Annotated in this window: 16 protein-coding genes; 13 read left to right on the top strand and 3 right to left on the bottom strand. The window is 72.5% G+C overall.

All coding sequences use genetic code 11. The features are described from left to right. Nucleotides 1-8: 8 nt before the first annotated feature. The 5 genes from ACWD11_RS20755 (at nt 9) to ACWD11_RS20735 (ending at nt 5,944) form a co-directional block, all read left to right on the top strand. Nucleotides 9-1,301 (top strand): M50 family metallopeptidase, encoded by a 1,293-nt coding sequence (locus ACWD11_RS20755; RefSeq protein ID WP_389415602.1) that lies wholly within the window; start codon nt 9-11, stop codon nt 1,299-1,301. A gap of 169 nt (nt 1,302-1,470) precedes the next feature. Further along, the gene (ispG, locus tag ACWD11_RS20750) at nt 1,471-2,628 is read left to right on the top strand and encodes a flavodoxin-dependent (E)-4-hydroxy-3-methylbut-2-enyl-diphosphate synthase (RefSeq protein ID WP_250074464.1); all 1,158 of its coding nucleotides are present in this window, start codon (nt 1,471-1,473) and stop codon (nt 2,626-2,628) included. Nucleotides 2,629-2,760: 132 nt separating this feature from the next. Beyond that, nucleotides 2,761-3,609: a GNAT family N-acetyltransferase gene (locus tag ACWD11_RS20745; RefSeq protein WP_451284646.1), complete on the top strand. Its 849-nt coding sequence runs from the start codon at nt 2,761-2,763 to the stop codon at nt 3,607-3,609. A 19-nt stretch (nt 3,610-3,628) separates the two neighbouring features. Continuing rightward, a complete protein-coding gene (locus ACWD11_RS20740) occupies nt 3,629-4,159 on the top strand; it encodes a GNAT family N-acetyltransferase (RefSeq protein ID WP_389414682.1) in 531 nt (176 codons plus the stop codon). 81 nt (nt 4,160-4,240) lie between these two features. Further along, the gene (locus tag ACWD11_RS20735) at nt 4,241-5,944 is read left to right on the top strand and encodes a proline--tRNA ligase (protein ID WP_451284645.1); all 1,704 of its coding nucleotides are present in this window, start codon (nt 4,241-4,243) and stop codon (nt 5,942-5,944) included. A gap of 583 nt (nt 5,945-6,527) precedes the next feature. On the opposite strand, the gene ACWD11_RS20730 is transcribed toward ACWD11_RS20735, so the two are convergent. Genes ACWD11_RS20730 through ACWD11_RS20720 form a run of 3 tightly spaced genes read right to left on the bottom strand, consistent with a single transcriptional unit; the run spans nt 6,528 to nt 8,424 of the window. Next, a complete protein-coding gene (locus ACWD11_RS20730) occupies nt 6,528-7,427 on the bottom strand; it encodes an aminoglycoside phosphotransferase family protein (RefSeq protein ID WP_389414680.1) in 900 nt (299 codons plus the stop codon). Nucleotides 7,428-7,453: 26 nt separating this feature from the next. Beyond that, a complete protein-coding gene (locus ACWD11_RS20725; protein WP_451284644.1) occupies nt 7,454-7,918 on the bottom strand; it encodes a ferritin-like domain-containing protein in 465 nt (154 codons plus the stop codon). After that, a complete protein-coding gene (locus ACWD11_RS20720; RefSeq protein ID WP_389414678.1) occupies nt 7,915-8,424 on the bottom strand; it encodes a hypothetical protein in 510 nt (169 codons plus the stop codon). Before ACWD11_RS20720 ends, ACWD11_RS20725 begins: the two co-directional genes overlap by 4 nt. A 194-nt stretch (nt 8,425-8,618) precedes the next feature. On the opposite strand from ACWD11_RS20720, the gene rimP reads away from it, so the two are divergent. The 8 genes from rimP (at nt 8,619) to ACWD11_RS20680 (ending at nt 19,239) form a co-directional block, all read left to right on the top strand. Next, nucleotides 8,619-9,128: a ribosome maturation factor RimP gene (rimP, locus tag ACWD11_RS20715; RefSeq protein ID WP_389414677.1), complete on the top strand. Its 510-nt coding sequence runs from the start codon at nt 8,619-8,621 to the stop codon at nt 9,126-9,128. A gap of 2 nt (nt 9,129-9,130) precedes the next feature. Further along, nucleotides 9,131-10,117 (top strand): transcription termination factor NusA, encoded by a 987-nt coding sequence (gene nusA, locus ACWD11_RS20710; protein ID WP_389414676.1) that lies wholly within the window; start codon nt 9,131-9,133, stop codon nt 10,115-10,117. Nucleotides 10,118-10,207: 90 nt separating this feature from the next. Further along, nucleotides 10,208-10,486 (top strand): YlxR family protein, encoded by a 279-nt coding sequence (locus ACWD11_RS20705; RefSeq protein WP_389414675.1) that lies wholly within the window; start codon nt 10,208-10,210, stop codon nt 10,484-10,486. 147 nt (nt 10,487-10,633) lie between these two features. Continuing rightward, entirely contained in the window at nt 10,634-13,789 is a 3,156-nt protein-coding gene (gene infB, locus ACWD11_RS20700; RefSeq protein WP_389414674.1) for a translation initiation factor IF-2, read from the top strand. A 133-nt stretch (nt 13,790-13,922) separates the two neighbouring features. Beyond that, on the top strand, nt 13,923-14,216 hold the full coding sequence (locus ACWD11_RS20695) for a DUF503 domain-containing protein (protein WP_250074448.1): 294 nt from the start codon (nt 13,923-13,925) through the stop codon (nt 14,214-14,216). A gap of 33 nt (nt 14,217-14,249) precedes the next feature. Further along, entirely contained in the window at nt 14,250-14,702 is a 453-nt protein-coding gene (gene rbfA / locus ACWD11_RS20690) for a 30S ribosome-binding factor RbfA (protein WP_389414673.1), read from the top strand. Beyond that, nucleotides 14,699-15,604 (top strand): tRNA pseudouridine(55) synthase TruB, encoded by a 906-nt coding sequence (gene truB / locus ACWD11_RS20685; RefSeq protein WP_389414672.1) that lies wholly within the window; start codon nt 14,699-14,701, stop codon nt 15,602-15,604. Before rbfA ends, truB begins: the two co-directional genes overlap by 4 nt. 245 nt (nt 15,605-15,849) lie before the next feature. Then, complete coding sequence (locus tag ACWD11_RS20680) at nt 15,850-19,239, top strand: trypsin-like peptidase domain-containing protein (RefSeq protein WP_451284642.1); 3,390 nt, start codon at nt 15,850-15,852, stop codon at nt 19,237-19,239. The last annotated feature ends 80 nt before the right edge of the window (nt 19,240-19,319 follow it).

Genomic DNA, 19,319 nt, shown 5'->3' with positions numbered 1-19,319 from the left:
CGACCTTGATGTTCATCCTCGGCATAGTGGTCTTCGCCGTCGGGCTGCTCTTCTCGATCGCGTGGCACGAGCTGGGGCACCTGTCCACCGCCAAGCTCTTCGGCATCCGCGTGCCCCAGTACATGGTCGGCTTCGGCCCGACCCTGTGGTCGCGGAAGAAGGGCGAGACGGAGTACGGCATCAAGGCCATCCCGTTCGGCGGCTACATCCGCATGATCGGCATGTTCCCGCCCGGCCCCGACGGCCGGCTGGAGGCCCGCTCCACCTCGCCCTGGCGCGGCATGATCGAGGACGCCCGCGAGGCCGCGTTCGAGGAGCTCAGGCCGGGTGACGAGACCCGCCTCTTCTACACGCGCAAGCCGTGGAAGCGGGTCATCGTGATGTTCGCGGGCCCCTTCATGAACCTGGTGCTCGCCGTCGGCCTGTTCCTCACCGTGCTGATGGGCTTCGGCATCTCCCAGCAGACCACCACCGTCAGCTCGGTCTCGCAGTGCGTCATCGCCCAGAGCGAGAACCGCGACACCTGCGAGAAGTCCGACCCGGCCGCACCGGCCGCCGCCGCGGGCCTGAAGGCCGGCGACAAGATCGTCGCCTTCGACGGGGTGCGCACCGACGACTGGAACAAGCTCTCCGACCTGATCCGCGCCAACCCCGGCAAGCAGGTGCCGATCGTCGTCGACCGGGACGGCCAGGAGGTCACCCTCACCGCGAAGATCGCCACCAACCAGGTCGCCAAGAAGGACGCCGGCGGCCAGATCGTCCAGGGCGAGTACGTCACCGCCGGCTTCCTCGGCTTCAGCGCCGCCACCGGCATCGTCAAACAGGACTTCGGTGACTCCGTGACCTGGATGGGCGACCGGGTCGGCGACGCCGTCGACTCCCTCGCCGCCCTGCCCAGCAAGATCCCGGCCCTGTGGGACGCCGCCTTCGGCGACGGCGAGCGCGAGTCCGACTCGCCCATGGGCGTGGTCGGCGCCGCCCGGGTGGGCGGCGAGATCTTCACCCTCGACATCCCCGCCTCCCAGCAGCTGGCCATGGCGGTCATGCTGGTGGCCGGCTTCAACCTCTCCCTGTTCCTGTTCAACATGCTCCCGCTGCTGCCGCTCGACGGCGGCCATATCGCGGGCGCGATGTGGGAGTCGCTGCGCCGGAACGTCGCGAAGGTGCTGCGCCGCCCGGACCCGGGCCCGTTCGACGTGGCGAAGCTGATGCCAGTGGCCTACGTGGTGGCCGGAATCTTCGTCTGCTTCACACTCCTGGTGCTGATCGCCGACGTGGTCAACCCGGTGAGAATCTCCTAGCCATACGGCGTTGGCGGCGGCCCGGGCTCCTGTGTCCCGGGCCGCCTTCCATCGAGTGGGTTTACGGGCCGTGATGTGCTGTCGCCATTGCCCGTGCCGTAATCTCGAAGCCTGGAGCCCGCTGCTGACGGGACCGGACCTTGATCCACGACTTGGGGTTGCACAGCAGATGACTGCGATTTCTCTCGGCATGCCGTCCGTTCCGACCAGGGTTGCCGAGCGCCGGAAGAGCCGGCAGATCCAGGTGGGCACGGTCGCGGTGGGCGGCGACGCCCCGGTCTCCGTCCAGTCGATGACGACGACCCGGACGTCCGACATCGGCGCGACCCTCCAGCAGATCGCCGAGCTGACGGCGTCCGGCTGCCAGATCGTGCGGGTCGCCTGCCCCACGCAGGACGACGCGGACGCCCTCGCCACCATCGCCCGCAAGTCGCAGATCCCGGTGATCGCGGACATCCACTTCCAGCCCAAGTACGTCTTCGCGGCCATCGAGGCCGGCTGCGCCGCGGTCCGGGTGAACCCCGGCAACATCAAGCAGTTCGACGACAAGGTCAAGGAGATCGCCAAGGCGGCGAAGGACCACGGCACCCCGATCCGCATCGGCGTGAACGCGGGCTCGCTGGACCGGCGACTGCTGCAGAAGTACGGCAAGGCGACGCCCGAGGCGCTCGTCGAGTCGGCCCTCTGGGAGGCCTCGCTCTTCGAGGAGCACGACTTCCGCGACATCAAGATCTCGGTGAAGCACAACGACCCGGTCGTCATGATCGAGGCGTACAAGCAGCTCGCCGCCCAGTGCGACTACCCGCTGCACCTCGGTGTGACGGAGGCGGGCCCCGCCTTCCAGGGCACGATCAAGTCGGCGGTCGCCTTCGGCGCGCTGCTCTCCCAGGGCATCGGCGACACGATCCGCGTCTCCCTCTCGGCGCCCCCCGCCGAGGAGGTCAAGGTCGGCATCCAGATCCTGGAGTCCCTGAACCTCAAGCAGCGCGGCCTGGAGATCGTCTCCTGCCCGTCCTGCGGCCGTGCCCAGGTGGACGTCTACAAGCTGGCGGAGGAAGTCACCGCGGGCCTGACCGGCATGGAGGTCCCCCTCCGCGTCGCGGTCATGGGCTGCGTCGTGAACGGCCCCGGCGAGGCCCGCGAGGCCGACCTCGGTGTCGCCTCCGGCAACGGCAAGGGCCAGATCTTCGTCAAGGGCGAGGTCATCAAGACGGTGCCGGAGTCCAAGATCGTGGAGACCCTGATCGAGGAGGCCATGAAGCTGGCCGAGCAGATGCAGGACGCGGGCATCGAGTCGGGCGAGCCGTCGGTCTCGGTAGCGGGCTGACCCCCCGGGGAAGGGCTGAGCGGCACCCCCGGCGAGCAGCACCTCGACCGGTCTCACTCCGGCAGGGCGGCACTCCACATCCCCGCCAGGTACAGTGCGGAGATCAGCTGTCTTTAGTGTGAGGCCCCGCAGTTGCTGACCCAGACCACCTCCCGGGTCCTCGAACCGAGCGACCTGGACGCAGCGCTCGCCGTCCTGGACCGCGATCCCGTGACGAACGCCTTCGTCACGTCCCGGGTCCAGGTCGCCGGCCTGGACCCCTGGCGCCTCGGCGGCGAGATGTGGGGCTGGTACGAGGACGGCATGCTGACGTCCCTGTGCTACGCGGGCGCCAACCTCGTCCCCATCTGCGCCACCCCCCGAGCCGTCCGCGCCTTCGCCGACCGGGCCCGCCGGGCGGGCCGCCGCTGCTCCTCGATCGTGGGCCCGGCCGAACCCACCGCCCAGCTCTGGCGCCTGCTGGAACCGAACTGGGGCCCGGCCCGGGACGTCCGCGCCCGGCAGCCCCTCATGGTCACCGACCGCATGCCGCGGACCATCGCCCCCGACCCGCGCGTCCGCCGGATCCGCAAGGACGAGATGGACACGATCATGCCGGCGTGCGTGGCGATGTTCACCGAGGAGGTCGGCGTCTCCCCGATGGCCGGCGACGGCGGCCTGCTGTACCAGGCCCGGGTGGCCGAACTGGTCGGCTCCGGCCGCTCGTTCGCCCGCCTCGACGAACACGGCCGGGTCGTCTTCAAGGCGGAGATCGGCGCCGCGACCGACCGCGCCTGCCAGATCCAGGGCGTCTGGGTGGCCCCCGAATACCGGGGCCAGGGCCTGGCGGCCCCCGCCATGGCAGCCGTACTGCGCTACGCCCTCGCGGACGTGGCCCCGGTGGTGAGCCTCTACGTCAACGACTTCAACACCGCGGCGAGAAGGACGTACCGACGGGTCGGCTTCGAAGAGGTCGGCGCCTTCATGAGCGTCCTCTTTTAGCTCCCTGTACCCTCCCCGCATGGACGTCGTCATCGGCCCCCTGGATCTGCCGGCCCACGTGGACGAGGCCCTGGCCGTCCAAGCCGTCGCCTTCGGGCTCGGCCCGGACGAGGTGGTCGTACGCCGTCAGATCGTCCTGCGCCACATGGCCTATCCCGGCGCCCGCGCCCTCGGCGCCACCGCGGACGGCCGGCTCGTCGGATTCGTCTACGGCATGCCGAACGACCGCACCCACTGGTGGTCCACGGTCGTGGAGCCGTACCTCCGCGGCCGGGGCAACGACCACTGGCTCGACGACTCCTTCGTCATCACCGAGCTGCACGTCCACCCGGCGTACCAGAACCGCGGACTGGGCCGCGCCCTGATCACCGCCCTCACCGACGACGCCGCCGAACCCCGCTCGATCCTCTCCGCGATCGACACCGACAGCCCGGCCCGCGGCCTCTACCACTCCCTCGGCTACCAGGACCTCGCCCGGCAGGTCCTCTTCCCCAGCGCCCCGAGGCCGTACGCCGTGATGGGGGCCGCGCTGCCGCTGCGCAGGCGATAGGGGCCCCAACCGATTTCCACCGCCCCGTACCGCCCGGCTAACCTCCTGCCATAACCCTCACGCAGCAGGAGTACACGAACCATGGCGAACGTACCGGTCCAGCGCATGTCCCAGTTGATGGCGAAGACGCTGCGCGACGACCCGGCGGACGCCGAGGTCCTCAGCCACAAGCTGCTCGTCCGGGCCGGCTACGTCCGCCGCACGGCGGCCGGCATCTGGTCCTGGCTGCCGCTCGGCAGGCGGGTGCTCGCCAATGTGGAGCGGATCGTCCGTGAGGAGATGGACGCGATCGGTGCCCAGGAGGTGCTGCTGCCCGCCCTGCTGCCGCGTGAGCCGTACGACGCGACGGGCCGCTGGGACGAGTACGGCCAGGAGCTGTTCCGCCTCAAGGACCGCAAGGGCGGCGACTACCTGCTCGGCCCGACCCACGAGGAGATCTTCACCCTGCTGGTGAAGGACCAGGCGTCCTCCTACAAGGACCTGCCGGTCATCCTCTACCAGATCCAGCACAAGTACCGCGACGAGGCCCGCCCCCGGGCGGGCATCCTGCGCGGCCGTGAGTTCCTGATGAAGGACTCCTACTCCTTCGACCTCGACGACGAGGGCCTGGCCCGGTCCTACGCCCTGCACCGCCAGGCCTACCAGCGCGTCTTCGAGCGGCTCGGCCTGGACTACCGCATCTGCGCCGCCACCGCGGGCGCGATGGGCGGCTCCAAGTCCGAGGAGTTCCTCGCCCCGGCCGAGGCCGGCGAGGACACCTTCGCCGACTGCCCGAACTGCGACTTCGCGGCCAACACCGAGGCGATCACCTACGCGCTGCAGCCGGTGGACGCGGACGGCGTGGCCGCGCTGGAGGAGATCCCGACCCCGGACACCCCCACCATCGAGACCCTCGCCGCCCACCTCGGCGTCCCGGCCTCCGCGACCCTGAAGAACCTCCTGGTGAAGGTCGACGGCGAGATCGTGGCCGTCGGTGTCCCCGGTGACCGTGAGGTCGACCTGGACAAGGTCGAGGCGCACTTCGCCCCGGCGACGGTCGAGATGGTCACCGAGGAGGACTTCGCGGGCCGCCCCGACCTGGTGCGCGGTTACGTCGGTCCGCAGGGCCTGGGCGAGAAGGTCAGGTACCTCGCCGACCCGCGCGTGGCTCCCGGCACCTCGTGGATCACGGGCGCCAACAAGGAGGGCACGCACGCGAAGAACGTCGTCGCGGGACGGGACTTCGAGGTCGCCGAGTACGTCGACGTCGTGGTCGTCCAGGAGGGCGACCCGTGTCCGAACTGCGGCACCGGCCTCAAGCTGGACCGCGCCATCGAGATCGGCCACATCTTCCAGCTCGGCCGCAAGTACGCCGACGCCCTCAAGCTCGACGTCCTCGGGCAGCAGGGCAAGCCGGTCCGCGTCACCATGGGCTCCTACGGCATCGGCGTCTCCCGCGCGGTCGCGGCGCTCGCCGAGCAGACCGCCGACGACAAGGGCCTGTGCTGGCCCGCCGAGGTCGCCCCGGCCGACGTCCATGTGGTCGCCGCCGGCAAGGCCCTGCAGACCGAACTCGCCCTCGACGTCTCCGAGAAGCTGGCGGCGAAGGGCCTGCGGGTCCTGTGCGACGACCGCGCCGGGGTGTCCCCGGGCGTGAAGTTCACCGACTCCGAGCTGATCGGCGTCCCCAAGATCCTGGTGGCCGGACGCCGCGCGGCCGAGGGCGTACTCGAACTCAAGGACCGCCGCACCGGCGAACGCGAGGAACTGACCATCGAGGAAGCCCTCACCCACCTGACGGCGTAACCCCTCCGGGGGAGGGCGGCCAAGAGCCGGCCCGCGCAGTCCCCCAGCCCCGAGAGAAAGCCCGCGGCCCGATCATGGGCAGCGGGCTTTTCCGGCGTGAGAGCAGGCGGGGGAGCAGCCGCCCGAGAGGCCATCCCAGGCCCCGTGGGGATGCGGGTGCCTGTGGTCGTGGGGGCGAGGGTTTCCGGCGTCAGAGCCGGCGGTGGCGCAGACGGCCGGGGAGGCCTCGCGCGCCCGGTCGCTTAGGCCGTCCGGGTCCGGGAGGAGGAGGCCCGCGGTCCGGTCATGGCGGCGGTTTTCCGGTGTGAGATGGCGGGGGAGCAGACGGCCGAGGAGGGCATCGTGCGCCCGGCCACGGGCCCTCCAGACCCGCGGGGAGGCGGGGTGCCTGTGGTCGTGGGGGCGCGGGTCTCCGGAGTCAGAGACGGCGGTGGCGCAGTCGGTCGAGGAGGCCGTCGCGCGCCCTGCAGACCCCCGCGGGGATGCGCGCTTCCTGTGCCGTGGGGCCAGGGTTCCCGGTGGCGGAGTCGGCCCGCGAGGGCGCCCGGGTTCCCGTGCGGTGGGTGCTTGCCGGGTGGGGAGGTCAGAGCCAGGACGCGAACTCCAGTAGCAGTTCGGCGTCCTGGGGGCGGCCCACTCGCAGGGCGCGTACGCCGGACTCCACGGCCCGGAACAGGGTCCAGCCGCGGAGTCGTTCCTGGTCCACGTCCAGGGACTCGGCCAGCCGCTTGATCCGGCGGCGCGTCGTCGCCGCCCCCGACGGCGTGGCGATCAGGTCCTCCACCCGGTCCCGCACCAGCCGGGCCAGATCGAACGCGCACTCACCCACCACGGGATCCGGCCCCACGGCCAGCCACGGCGTCCGTTCCCCCGCCAGCACCTTGCTCTGCCGGAACGTCCCGTGCAAAAGCCGGTGCTCGGGCGGCGCCGCCAGCAGCTCCTCCCGAGCGGAGAGCGCCGCGTCCACCAGCACCGCCGCTCCCGCGTCACCGGCGGAGCCGAGCCGCATCGCCTCGGCCTGCCGCCCCGTCCGCTCGGCGACGGTCTCGAAGACATGGTCCCCGGGCGGCTCCACCCAGAGCCGGCGCAACGTCCCCGCCGCCTCCAGCAGCGCCTTCGCCTCCGGCAGCGACCGCACCGACACATCCGGGTGCAGCCGCTCCAGCACCAGCACCCCCTCCGTACGGAAGGGCTCCAGCAGCTGTACGGCGCCCCGGCCGCCCCAGTGCGCCAGCGCCGCGCGCTCGCTCTCGGGCCGGGCCCGCGGCGGGGCCAGCTTCAGCACGGCCGGCGTACCGTCCGCCTGCCGCACCAGCACGACCAGGCTGCTGCGCCCGCCGGGCACCTGCACCCGCTCCACGGTCAACTCGCGTAGCGTTACGGCCTGTTGCGCCGCATCGGGCAGCTTCTCCAGCCAGCCGTCGGCATCCGGTGCCGTCTCACCGAGCGCCCTGACCAGACGCCGCGGCGGTTCGAAAGCCATACGCGAGAGTTTCCTTCCCGTTCACATCACGCCGTGGGCGTCGCCGATGGCGAGCCGGTGGCCGCCCGCTCGGCGAGCCCAGGGAAGGCTACGCTCTCGCCGCGCCAGCGCACCGCCCGCACCGCCGCCTCCCGCAGCGCCTCGGCGGCCGTACGCCGCCGCTCACCGGTGGCCGCCCGCACCAGATCCGAGTAGACCCCGGCCACCCGGTCCTCCACCTCGGCGGCGAGCCGGGCCGCCGCGGCGGGGCCGGACACCGCGAACGGCAGGGAGTACCCGGGCTCCGCGGCGACCGGCTCCCCGCCCAGGTCCAGCACCTCGCGCACCAGGGCGTCCCGGCGCGCCCGATGGGCGTCGTAGGCCCCGCGGGCCTCGGCGCGGCGCCCCTCCCGGATCCGCCCCCCGACGACGCCGTACCCGTACACCGCCGCGTGCTCGGCGGCCAGCGCCGCCTGGAGCGCGGTCAGTTCCCCGGCCTTGGCCTTGCTCACGCCGCACCCTCCGTCAGCAGATACACATGCGCCGCCCCGGAAGCCGCCACCGAGGCCAGCAGCCGGGCGAGCTCCCCGGGCAGCGCCGACAGCGCCCCGATCCTGCGGTCCGACAGCGTCCGTTCGGCGGCGGCGAGTTCCGCGAGCGCGCCCTTCGCGTCGGACGGCACCGCCGGCCCGGTCGCCGGCGCGGACGGGGTCCCCGGCCCGGCCGCCGCCGTACCGCCGAACGCCTCCGCGTGCCGGAGCACCTCCGCGCGCAGCGGCCGCAGCCGGTCCGCCAGGGCCGGATGAGCGGCGATCACCGCGTCGTAGCGGTCCACCAGCTCCGCGCTGTCCCGGGCCGCACGCGCGCGTGCGCGGTCCGCGGCCGACGGGCTGCCGGCCGTGCCGTCGGTGTCCGAACCGGGTGAACAGCCCACCAGCACGGCGGCACCGGTGACCGCGGCGAGCAGGCTCCTTCTGCGCGGCCCCGAGGGCAGGCGCGGCGGCGGGGGAAACGGCACGGCAGACGTCCTCGGTGCTCGTACGGAGTGGAGGGCGGCACGCCCGTGATCACGGTACCCGTGGACATGTCCGGGACCACCCACCGGCACCCGTCCGCCACCCGATGGACGGCAACACACCCCGCGACCCGATACCCTTTGACCAGACACGCGACCCATCCCACAACAGCACACGCGGCCGAGGAGTCACCCGGATGAGCACCACCCAGAGCGAGAGGCTGCGAGAACTTCTGGAACCCCTTGTCAGCTCCCAGGGCCTCGATCTCGAAGAGATCGCAGTGGACTCCGTCGGACGCAAGCGGGTGCTGCGCGTGGTCGTCGACTCGGACACCGGTGCCGATCTGGACCAGATCGCCGATGTGAGCCGTGCGCTCTCGGCGAAGCTCGACGAGACCGATGCGATGGGTGACGGCGCGTACGACCTCGAAGTGGGTACCCCCGGTGCGGAGCGCGAGCTCACCGAGCACCGGCACTATGTGCGCGCCGTCGACCGGCTGGTGAGATTCCAGCTCACCGAGGGCGGGGAACTGGTCGCGCGGATCCTGACCGTGGACGAGGACGGCGTGGATCTGGAAGTACCCGGTGTGAAGGGCCGCAAGGCCACGACCCGCAGGCTCGGCTTCGGCGACATCGCCAAGGCCCGCGTCCAGGTCGAGTTCAGCCGCAAGGACAAGAAGGACATGAAGGAAGAGGAGGAGGCGTAGCCGTGGACATCGACATGAGCGCCCTGCGGGGCTTGGTGCGGGAGAAGGAGATCTCCTTCGACCTGCTGGTCGAGGCGATCGAGTCGGCCCTCCTCATCGCCTACCACCGCACCGAGGGAAGCCGCCGACACGCGCGCGTGGAGCTCAACCGGGAGACCGGGCATGTGACCGTGTGGGCGAAGGAGGACCCCGAGGACCTCGAGGAGGGCCAGGAAGCCCGCCCGTTCGACGACACCCCGTCCGGCTTCGGCCGTATCGCCGCCACCACCGCCAAGCAGGTCATCCTGCAGCGGCTGCGCGACGCCGAGGACGACGCCACGCTCGGCGAGTACGCGGGGCGTGAGGGCGACATCGTCACCGGAGTGGTCCAGCAGGGCCGCGACCCGAAGAACGTGCTCGTGGACATCGGCAAGCTGGAGGCCATCCTGCCGGTGCAGGAGCAGGTGCCCGGCGAGACCTACCCGCACGGCCTGCGGCTGCGCAGCTACGTCGTACGGGTCGCCAAGGGCGTCCGCGGCCCCTCCGTGACCCTCTCGCGCACCCACCCGAACCTGGTGAAGAAGCTCTTCGCCCTGGAGGTGCCGGAGATCGCCGACGGTTCCGTCGAGATCGCCGCGATCGCCCGCGAGGCCGGACACCGCACGAAGATCGCCGTCCGGTCCACCCGCTCCGGGCTGAACGCCAAGGGCGCCTGCATCGGCCCCATGGGCGGCCGTGTGCGCAATGTCATGGGCGAGCTGAACGGCGAGAAGATCGACATCGTCGACTGGTCGGACGACCCGGCCGAGATGGTGGCGAACGCGCTCTCGCCGGCCCGGGTCTCCAAGGTGGAGGTCGTGGACATGGCGGCCCGGTCCGCGCGCGTGACCGTGCCCGACTACCAGTTGTCACTGGCGATCGGCAAGGAAGGGCAGAATGCCCGGCTTGCGGCCCGTCTGACCGGCTGGCGCATCGACATCCGCCCCGACACCGAGCAGCCCGGGGAATAGAACCCGGCCGCGGGTGGCTGAGATCACGACAACAACCGTTCGATTCTTGCCCCAAAGGGGTGAGGTCGGTGCGGGGAGGTAGACTTAACAGTGTCTGGCCGGACGCAAGCCCCAGCATGCCCCGAGCGCACCTGCGTGGGGTGCCGGGAGCGAGCGGCCAAGAGAGACTTGCTGCGTATCGTGGCGATCGAGGACGAGTGCGTCCCCGATCATCGCGGTACGCTGCCCGGCCGGGGTGCGTACGTGCACCCCGCCCTGGTCTGTCTCGACCTGGCGGTACGCCGTCGGGCGTTCCCACGGGCGTTGCGCGCCCCGGGACCGCTCGACACCAAGGCGTTGCGCCTCTACGTCGAGCAGGCAACACCGTAAGAAGCGTCGTGCGGAACCCCCGCGCGGCCCAGGTACCCCGCGAGTTGGAAGTAGGTCGAGATTGCGATGAGCACTCGATGAGCACGCGATGAGTACGCCCATGAAGTAGCGACGGTCCGGCCGCAACCCGGACCTAAAAGGAGCGAAGTGGCTAAGGTCCGGGTATACGAACTCGCCAAGGAGTTCGGAGTGGAGAGCAAGGTCGTCATGGCCAAGCTCCAAGAACTCGGTGAATTTGTTCGTTCGGCTTCCTCGACGATCGAGGCGCCCGTCGTACGTAAGCTGACTGACGCCCTCCAGCAGGGCAGCGGCGGCGGCAAGTCCGCCCCCGCACGCAAGGCTGCACCGGCCAGGCCGGCAGCCCCCTCTCCCGCGCAGGCCGCCCGTCCGGCTGCCCCGCGCCCGCCGGCCCCCAAGCCGGCCGCCGCCGAGCAGCCCGCGGCTCCCGCCGCGCCGGCCGCTCCCGGCCCCCGTCCGGGCCCGAAGCCCGCGCCGCGTCCGGCGCCGGCGTCCCCGGCTCCGACCACGCCCGAGTTCACGGCACCGCCGTCGGCTCCCGCCGCGCCGGCCGCCTCCCAGGGCAGCCAGGCTCCGAGCCAGGCTTCGGGTCAGGCCCCGAGCCAGGGTCAGGGCTCCGGCCCGCGTCCGGGCGCTCCGCGTCCGGCCGGCCAGGCCCCGCGTCCGGGCTCCCGTCCGGCCGGTCCCGGCCAGGGCCGCGGTGACCGTGGCGACCGTCCCGGCGCCCCGCGCCCGGGTGGTCAGGCCCCGCGTCCCGGTGCCCGTCCGGCCGGTCCCCGTCCGGGCAACAACCCCTTCACCTCCGGTGGCTCCACCGGCATGGCGCGCCCCCAGGCGCCCCGTCCGGGCGGTGCCCCGCGTCCCGGCGGCCAGGGTGGTCCCGGCGCTCCCGGCGGCGCTCCGCGTCCGCAGGGTCAGGGCCAGGGCGGTCCTCGTCCCCAGGGTGCTGCCGGCGGCCCCCGTCCGCAGGGTCCGGGCGGCGCGCGTCCCACCCCGGGCGGCATGCCCCGTCCGCAGGGCGGCGCCCCGCGTCCCGGCGGCGGTCCCCGTCCTAACCCCGGCATGATGCCGCAGCGTCCCGCCGCGGGCCCGCGTCCCGGTGGCGGTGGCCCCGGTGGCCGCGGTCCCGGTGGCGGCGGTCGTCCCGGTGGCGGTGGCGGCGGTCGTCCCGGTGGCGGTGGCGGCTTCGCCGGTCGTCCGGCTGGTCCCGGTGGCGGTGGCGGCGGCTTCGCCGGTCGTCCCGGTGGTCCCGGTGGCGGTGGCGGCGGCTTCGCCGGCCGTCCGGGTGGTCCCGGTGGCGGTGGCGGCGGTCGTCCCGGCTTCGGTGGTCGTCCCGGTGGTCCCGGTGGCCGTGGTGGCACGCAGGGCGCCTTCGGTCGTCCCGGCGGTCCCGCGCGTCGCGGTCGCAAGTCGAAGCGGCAGAGGCGCCAGGAGTACGAGGCCATGCAGGCCCCGTCGGTCGGCGGTGTGATGCTGCCTCGCGGCAACGGCGAGACCGTTCGCCTGTCGCGCGGTGCCTCGCTCACCGACTTCGCGGAGAAGATCAACGCCAACCCGGCGTCGCTCGTCGCGGTCATGATGAACCTCGGCGAGATGGTCACCGCCACGCAGTCCGTCTCCGACGAGACGCTCCAGCTCCTCGCCGACGAGATGAACTACACGGTTCAGATCGTCAGCCCGGAGGAGGAGGACCGCGAGCTGCTCGAGTCCTTCGACATCGAGTTCGGCGAGGACGAGGGCGACGAGGAGGACCTGGTGGTCCGCCCGCCGGTCGTCACCGTCATGGGTCACGTCGACCACGGAAAGACCCGACTGCTCGACGCCATCCGCAAGACGAACGTCATCGCGGGCGAGGCCGGCGGCATCACCCAGCACATCGGTGCCTACCAGGTCGCGACCGAGGTCAACGACGAAGAGCGCAAGATCACCTTCATCGACACCCCGGGTCACGAGGCGTTCACCGCCATGCGTGCCCGTGGTGCCCGGTCGACGGACATCGCGATCCTCGTCGTCGCGGCCAACGACGGCGTCATGCCGCAGACGGTCGAGGCGCTCAACCACGCCAAGGCGGCCGAGGTGCCGATCGTGGTCGCGGTCAACAAGATCGACGTCGAGGGCGCCGACCCGACCAAGGTCCGCGGTCAGCTCACCGAGTACGGGCTGGTGGCCGAGGAGTACGGCGGCGACACCATGTTCGTCGACATCTCCGCCAAGCAGGGTCTGAACATCGACTCCCTGCTGGAGGCCGTGATCCTCACCGCCGATGCCTCGCTCGACCTGCGGGCCAACCCGCACCAGGACGCGCAGGGCATCTCGATCGAGTCCCGTCTCGACCGCGGCCGCGGTGCCGTGTCGACGGTCCTCGTCCAGCGCGGCACGCTGCGGGTCGGCGACACCATGGTGGTCGGCGACGCGTACGGCCGAGTCCGGGCGATGCACGACGACAACGGCAACAGCGTGGCCGAGGCCGGCCCGTCGACGCCGGTCCAGGTCCTGGGCCTGACCAACGTCCCGGGTGCGGGCGACAACTTCCTGGTGGTGGACGAGGACCGTACGGCCCGTCAGATCGCCGAGAAGCGCGCCGCCCGTGAGCGCAACGCCGCGTTCGCCAAGCGCACGCGCCGCGTCTCCCTCGAGGACCTGGACAAGGTGCTCAAGGCCGGCGAGATCCAGCAGCTCAACCTCATCATCAAGGGTGACGCTTCTGGTTCCGTCGAGGCGCTGGAGTCCTCGCTGCTCCAGCTGGACGTCGGCGAAGAGGTCGACATCCGCGTCCTGCACCGCGGCGTCGGTGCGGTCACGGAGTCGGACATCGACCTGGCGATGGGCTCGGACGCCATCGTGATCGGCTTCAACGTCCGTGCGGCCGGCCGCGCGGCGCAGATGGCCGAGCGCGAGGGCGTGGACGTCCGCTACTACTCGGTCATCTACCAGGCGATCGAGGAGATCGAGGCGGCCCTCAAGGGCATGCTCAAGCCGGAGTACGAAGAGGTCGAGCTCGGTACGGCGGAGATCCGCGAGGTCTTCAAGTCGTCCAAGCTGGGCAACATCGCCGGTGTCCTCATCCGCTCGGGCGAGGTCAAGCGCAACACCAAGGCGCGCCTCATCCGCGACGGCAAGGTGGTCGCGGAGAGCCTCAACATCGAGGGTCTGCGTCGCTTCAAGGACGATGTCACCGAGATCCGCGAAGGGTTCGAGGGCGGTATCAACCTCGGCAACTTCAACGACATCAAGGTCGACGACGTCATCGCGACGTACGAGATGCGCGAGAAGCCGCGCGCGTGACCTGACACGCGACCGGGGCCGGTCGGCGGAAGTTATTTCCGTCGATCGGCCCCGGCCGTTGCGTGTACGGTTCCCGTATCGGCGTCGATGCGTGGCGCCCGTACCCCGAACCGGCGGGACATCCGGATCGCACATGTATGTGGGGACTCTCTCCTTCGACCTGCTTCTCGGCGACGTTCGCTCGCTGAAGGAGAAACGCTCACTCGTCCGTCCGATCGTGGCCGAACTCCAGCGCAAGTACGCGGTGAGCGCGGCCGAGACGGGCAACCAGGACCTTCATCGCCGGGCCGAGATCGGGCTCGCGATGGTATCCGGGGACACCGGACACCTCTCCGACGTCCTGGACCGCTGCGAGCGGCTGGTCGCCGGACGGCCCGAGGTGGAACTGCTCTCGGTTCGACGCAGGCTCCACAGCGACGAAGACTGATGCAAGAAGAGAAACACTTAAGGAGACGGACCAGTGGCCGACAACGCGCGGGCGAAAAGGCTGGCGGACCTCATCCGGGAGGTGGTGGCCCAGAAGCTGCAGCGCGGGATCAAGGACCCGCGGCTCGGCTCGCACGTCACCATCACGGACACCCGGGTCACGGGTGACCTGCGGGAGGCGACCGTCTTCTACACGGTGTACGGGGACGACGAGGAGCGGGCCGCGGCGGCCGCCGGACTGGAGAGCGCCAAGGGCGTCCTCCGCAGCGCGGTCGGTGCGGCGGCGGGCGTGAAGTTCACCCCGACGCTCACCTTCGTGGCGGACGCGCTGCCCGACACCGCCCGGACCATCGAGGACCTCCTCGACCGGGCCCGCCAGTCGGACGAGAAGGTGCGCGAGGTCTCGGCCGGCGCCGCCTACGCCGGTGAGGCGGACCCGTACAAGAAGCCGGGCGAGGACGAGGACGAGGACGACACCGCCGAATGACCCAGCAGAACCGGACGCCCGACGGGCTTGTCATCGTCGACAAGCCGTCGGGCTTCACCTCGCACGACGTGGTCGCCAAGATGCGCGGGATCGCCAGGACCCGCCGCGTCGGCCACGCCGGCACCCTCGACCCCATGGCGACGGGCGTGCTCGTCCTCGGCGTCGAGAAGGCCACCAAGCTCCTCGGCCACCTCGCGCTGACCGAGAAGGAGTACCTGGGCACGATCCGGCTCGGCCAGACCACCCTGACCGACGACGCCGAGGGCGCGATCACGGGGTCGCAGGACGCCTCGAAGGTCACCCGGGACGCCGTCGACGCCGGGATCGCCAAGCTGACCGGCGACATCATGCAGGTGCCGTCCAAGGTCAGCGCCATCAAGATCAACGGCGTGCGCTCCTACAAGCGGGCGCGCGAGGGCGAGGAGTTCGAGATCCCGGCCCGTCCGGTCACCGTCTCCTCCTTCGGGGTCCACGACATCCGGGACGCCGTCGCCGAGGACGGCACCCCCGTCCTGGACCTGGTGGTGTCGGTCGTCTGCTCCTCCGGCACCTACATCCGGGCGCTCGCCCGGGACCTCGGTGCCGGTCTGGGCGTCGGCGGCCACCTCACGGCGCTGCGCCGGACGCGGGTGGGCCCGTACAAGCTGGACGGGGCGAGGACCCTGGACCAGCTCCAGCAGGAGCTGACCGTACTGCCGCTGGCCGAGGCCGCCACGGCCGCGTTCCCGCGCTGGGACGTGGACACCAGGCGGGCGCGGCTGCTCACCAACGGCGTCCGGCTGGAGATGCCCGAGGAGTACGCGGGCCGGGGCGCGGTCGCGGTCTTCGACGCCGAGGGCCGCTTCCTGGCGCTGGTCGAGGAGCACAAGGGCAAGGCGAAGAGCCTTGCCGTCTTCGGCTGAGGCCCCGGCCCCGCCCGCGGAGCGGCGCGCACGGGGTCTTTCACTGCCCGCCGCTCCACGGTCCCCCTCGGTTCCCCCACCCCTAGGGTGTATCCAGCCGCCCCGGTCTGTTCACCCTTCCGGGCAGGCGCTCGGAGTGAACCGAGGGAGTGCAAGGGGGCGCGTTCGCCGCGCGATCTGTGCCGCTGATCATCCCCGGCCTACCGTCGAGAACAGACACTTCGGTACGGCGGGGAGGTGGGACCATGGCGGCAGCCGGCCCGCGGATTCCCCAGGAGTCCGGTGGGGCTCACGAGGACGCTCTGGTGCGGATCCACGATCTCGCCGGCCGCCCTCGGGGCCTGGGTTTCGTGGCCGACCACCACGGCACGGTGATCACCAGCCACGAGGCCGTCGACGGCCTGCCGCGCCTGGTCCTGCGCGCGGGCGAGGAGCGCACCTGCGTCGTGCCGGCCGCCGCGGTGACCGCACTCCCCGCCCTGGACCTGGCCCTGATCCGCACCGAGGGCCTCGGCGCCCGGCCGCTGCCCGTGTCGGTGCGGCACGGTGCCGAGCCCGGCTGGTACGTCCGGATCGCGACCGGCTGCTGGCGCGAGGCACGGGTACTGGGCGCCACCCCGGTGACGTACACGGCGACGGACCGTGTCCACCACCTCGACCATGCTCTGGAGCTGGCCATCGGCACCGCCGGCCGGGACGCGCTGCGGCTGGGCGGAGGGGCGGCCGGGGGACCGGTGCTGGACGCGGAGACCGGCACGGTGCTCGCCGTCCTGGGCACGGCTCTGAAGCGCGGCGACCGGGACTCGGGCTTCGCCATCCCCCTCCGGCCGCCCCCGCCCGGCCCGCTGGCCGACCTGCTCACCGAGAACGCGACCACCGTCCCTGCCTACGGCGCCGACCTGAACCCGGCGGGCGTCCTGGAACTGACGGCGACCTCGGTGGGCCAGGACGGTCCGTCCGGGGACGCGGAACCGGTGCAACGGCCCTCGGTGACACGGCAGTTCGACGACTTCACCGCCCGCGCGGGAGCCTCGGTGCTGGCCCTCGTGGGCCCACCGGGCAGCGGCCGTACGACCGAACTGGCGGCCCTGGCCGGCCGCCGCCACCGGGGACCGGAACCGGCCCCCACCCTGTGGCTGCGCGGCGCCGACCTGAAGGCCGACGACACCTCGGTGGCGGACGCGGCGAGCAGGGCGCTGACCAGGGCCGCCCGCATCGTCGCGGCGTCCCGCGGCCTCGCACCGGGGGAACTGGGCGACCTGACCCCCGAGCATCTGGCCCGCACCACCGCCCGCCCCCTCCTGCTCCTGCTGGACAGCCCCGAGGAGATGCCCCCGCTGCTCTCCCACCGCCTGCCCGAATGGACCGCGGGCACGGCACAATGGCTGACCCGGACCGGCGCCCGGCTGGTGGTGGCGTGCCGGGAGGAGTACTGGGAGGGAGCGGGGACGCAGTTCCCGGCCGGAATGCTCCACGACGGGCGCACGGGTGAGATCCGCCGGCGCCTGCCCCCGTGCGTACGGCTCACCGACCTGACCCCCGCCGAAGCCCACCAGGCCCGCACCCGCCACGGCATCCCCGACGGCACCCTCGCCCCCCGGGACGCCCGCCACCCCCTCACCCTCCGCCTGCTCGCCGAGGTCCGCGCCGCCCTCCCCGACGCCCCGCTCACCCGGGTCGACCGGGACGACGTCTTCGCGGCCCACCTGGACCTGATGTGCCTGCGCATCGCCGTGCGCCTCGCCGCGGAGAACGGCCTGCGCGGCACCGCGGTGAAACGCCTCGCCGCCAAGGTCGCCGGCCAGGTCCACGAGGCCGCCCGCCGCAGCCTCGGCCCCGGCCAGGGCGGACTCGACCGGGAGACCTTCGAGGCGGTCTTCCCCTGGGGCCCCGCACCGGCACGGCTCGGCGGCGGCACCGGCTGGGCCTCCGCCGTACTCACCGAAGGGCTCCTCGTCCCCGCCGGCCAGGGCTACCGCTTCGCCCACGAGGAGTTCGCCGACTGGATCCAGGGCACCCACCTCGACCTGGACGAGGCCCTGCGCGCCCTGATCCACCGCCACCGCACCGCCGGACCCCACCCCCTCCCCGTCCCGCACCACCGCATCGGCCCGGTGGTCGAGGCCCTGCTGCTCCTCGCCCGCCACCACACGCCCCTCCAACTCGCCCTACGAATGCAGGAGTTGACGCACGCCCTGGACGCCGACCCGCAGTCCTGGTGGTCCGCCCGCCTCCTCGCCCAGGCCCTGCTGCGCGTACCCGACGCCCGGCCCTACACGGACGTCCTGCGCACCCTCACCGACCGGATCGTGACCTGGCGGCAGCAACAGCAGCCGGTGCCCGCCGAGTTCGGCCCGGACTTCTGGATCGCGCTGCCCCTGCCGCACGACACGCGGCTGGACCTGCTCCGACACCTCGTCCTGGCCGACTCGAAAGCCGGCCCCCGTTACCTCGACGCCGTGGCCCGGCTCCTGGCCGCCGACGCCCCCGCCGTACAGCCGCACCTCACCCGCTGGTTCCACGACGACCGTCCGCTGCCCGCGACCCCGCACGCGACCGTCGCGAGGGCCGCGCAGGCGCTGCTGCACACGCATCGGCACGGCGCACCGGACGATCTGATCGAGACGCTGGTCGAGGCCGGCCACCAGCGGGCCGACGAGCTGCTGGCCGTGCTCGCGGAGGAGGAACCCTCCGCGCTCTGCCGGGCCGTGGACCGGTGGGTGCGCGACGAGCGGCCCGCGCGCAGGGTGGCGGCGGTGGCGTACGGACTGCGCGCTGCCCCGCACGTCCGGACCAGCGCCGACCGCGAACTCCTGCGCTACGCCGCCCTCGCCCTGCTCGCCCGCCCCGACGAGTGCACCCTGCACGGCGGCGCGCTCGCCCTGCTCGTGCACGACCCGCACACCCGCGCCCGCCATCTCCCGCTCGCCCTGCGCCACTTCGCGTCCGGTGACCCGCAGGTCCCGCCGAGCGCGCTGGCCGGTGCCCTGATCACCCACCCCGAGCCGGTCCTCGACGCCTTCCGGGAGCGGCTGCGCCGACCGGACGCGGGACCGGCACTGCGCACCCTCGCCGACGTCACCACCCCGGCGCTGGCCCGCCGGGTCGCCGCGCTCCTACGGGAGGCGGTGGAGCGGCGCCCGGAGCGTGCCGGGGACGTCGCCGCCTGCATGGACCGCCGTCTGGAGCACGGTCCGGCCGCCCGAGCCGTACTGTTCCCGCTGGTCACCGGGTTGCTGGACGGCGGGTCCGAACAGCTGCGGGCCGCCCTCGCCGGAGTCCTCGCGGCCCCCGGGAGCCCCGCCTCTCGCCCGCTGCGCCAGGAACTCCTGGAAATCCTGCTCGCCCACGAACACGACCCCGGCGTCCTGGACGCCGTCCTGCACGCGGCCGCCCAGCAGGACGGCGAGGGACTGCGCGACCTCGTGCACCGCACCGGACTGCTGCTCGTCCGCACCCCCGAGGGGGCGGCCCGCTTCGACCGAGGTCTCGTCGACCTGGGCCGCCATGTCCCCGGCTTCGCCGCCCGGGTGGCCGGCTGGCTCACCGACGCGCCCCAGGACTGGGCGGCCGTGGTGGGCCCCAGCACCCGGCGGATGATCGAGAACCTGGCGGGTGTCCGGGTCCCCGCATGACTTCGGCCCCCCGGCACGTGCTAACCGTCACAGCCTCCATGCCGATGCGGGGCGGGGGCACGCGGCATGGCACCCTTAGA

The organism is Streptomyces sp. NPDC002776, assembly GCF_053592195.1.
Note: the sequence above shows the minus strand (reverse complement) of the source record. Positions and strands in the feature narration are given on the sequence as shown.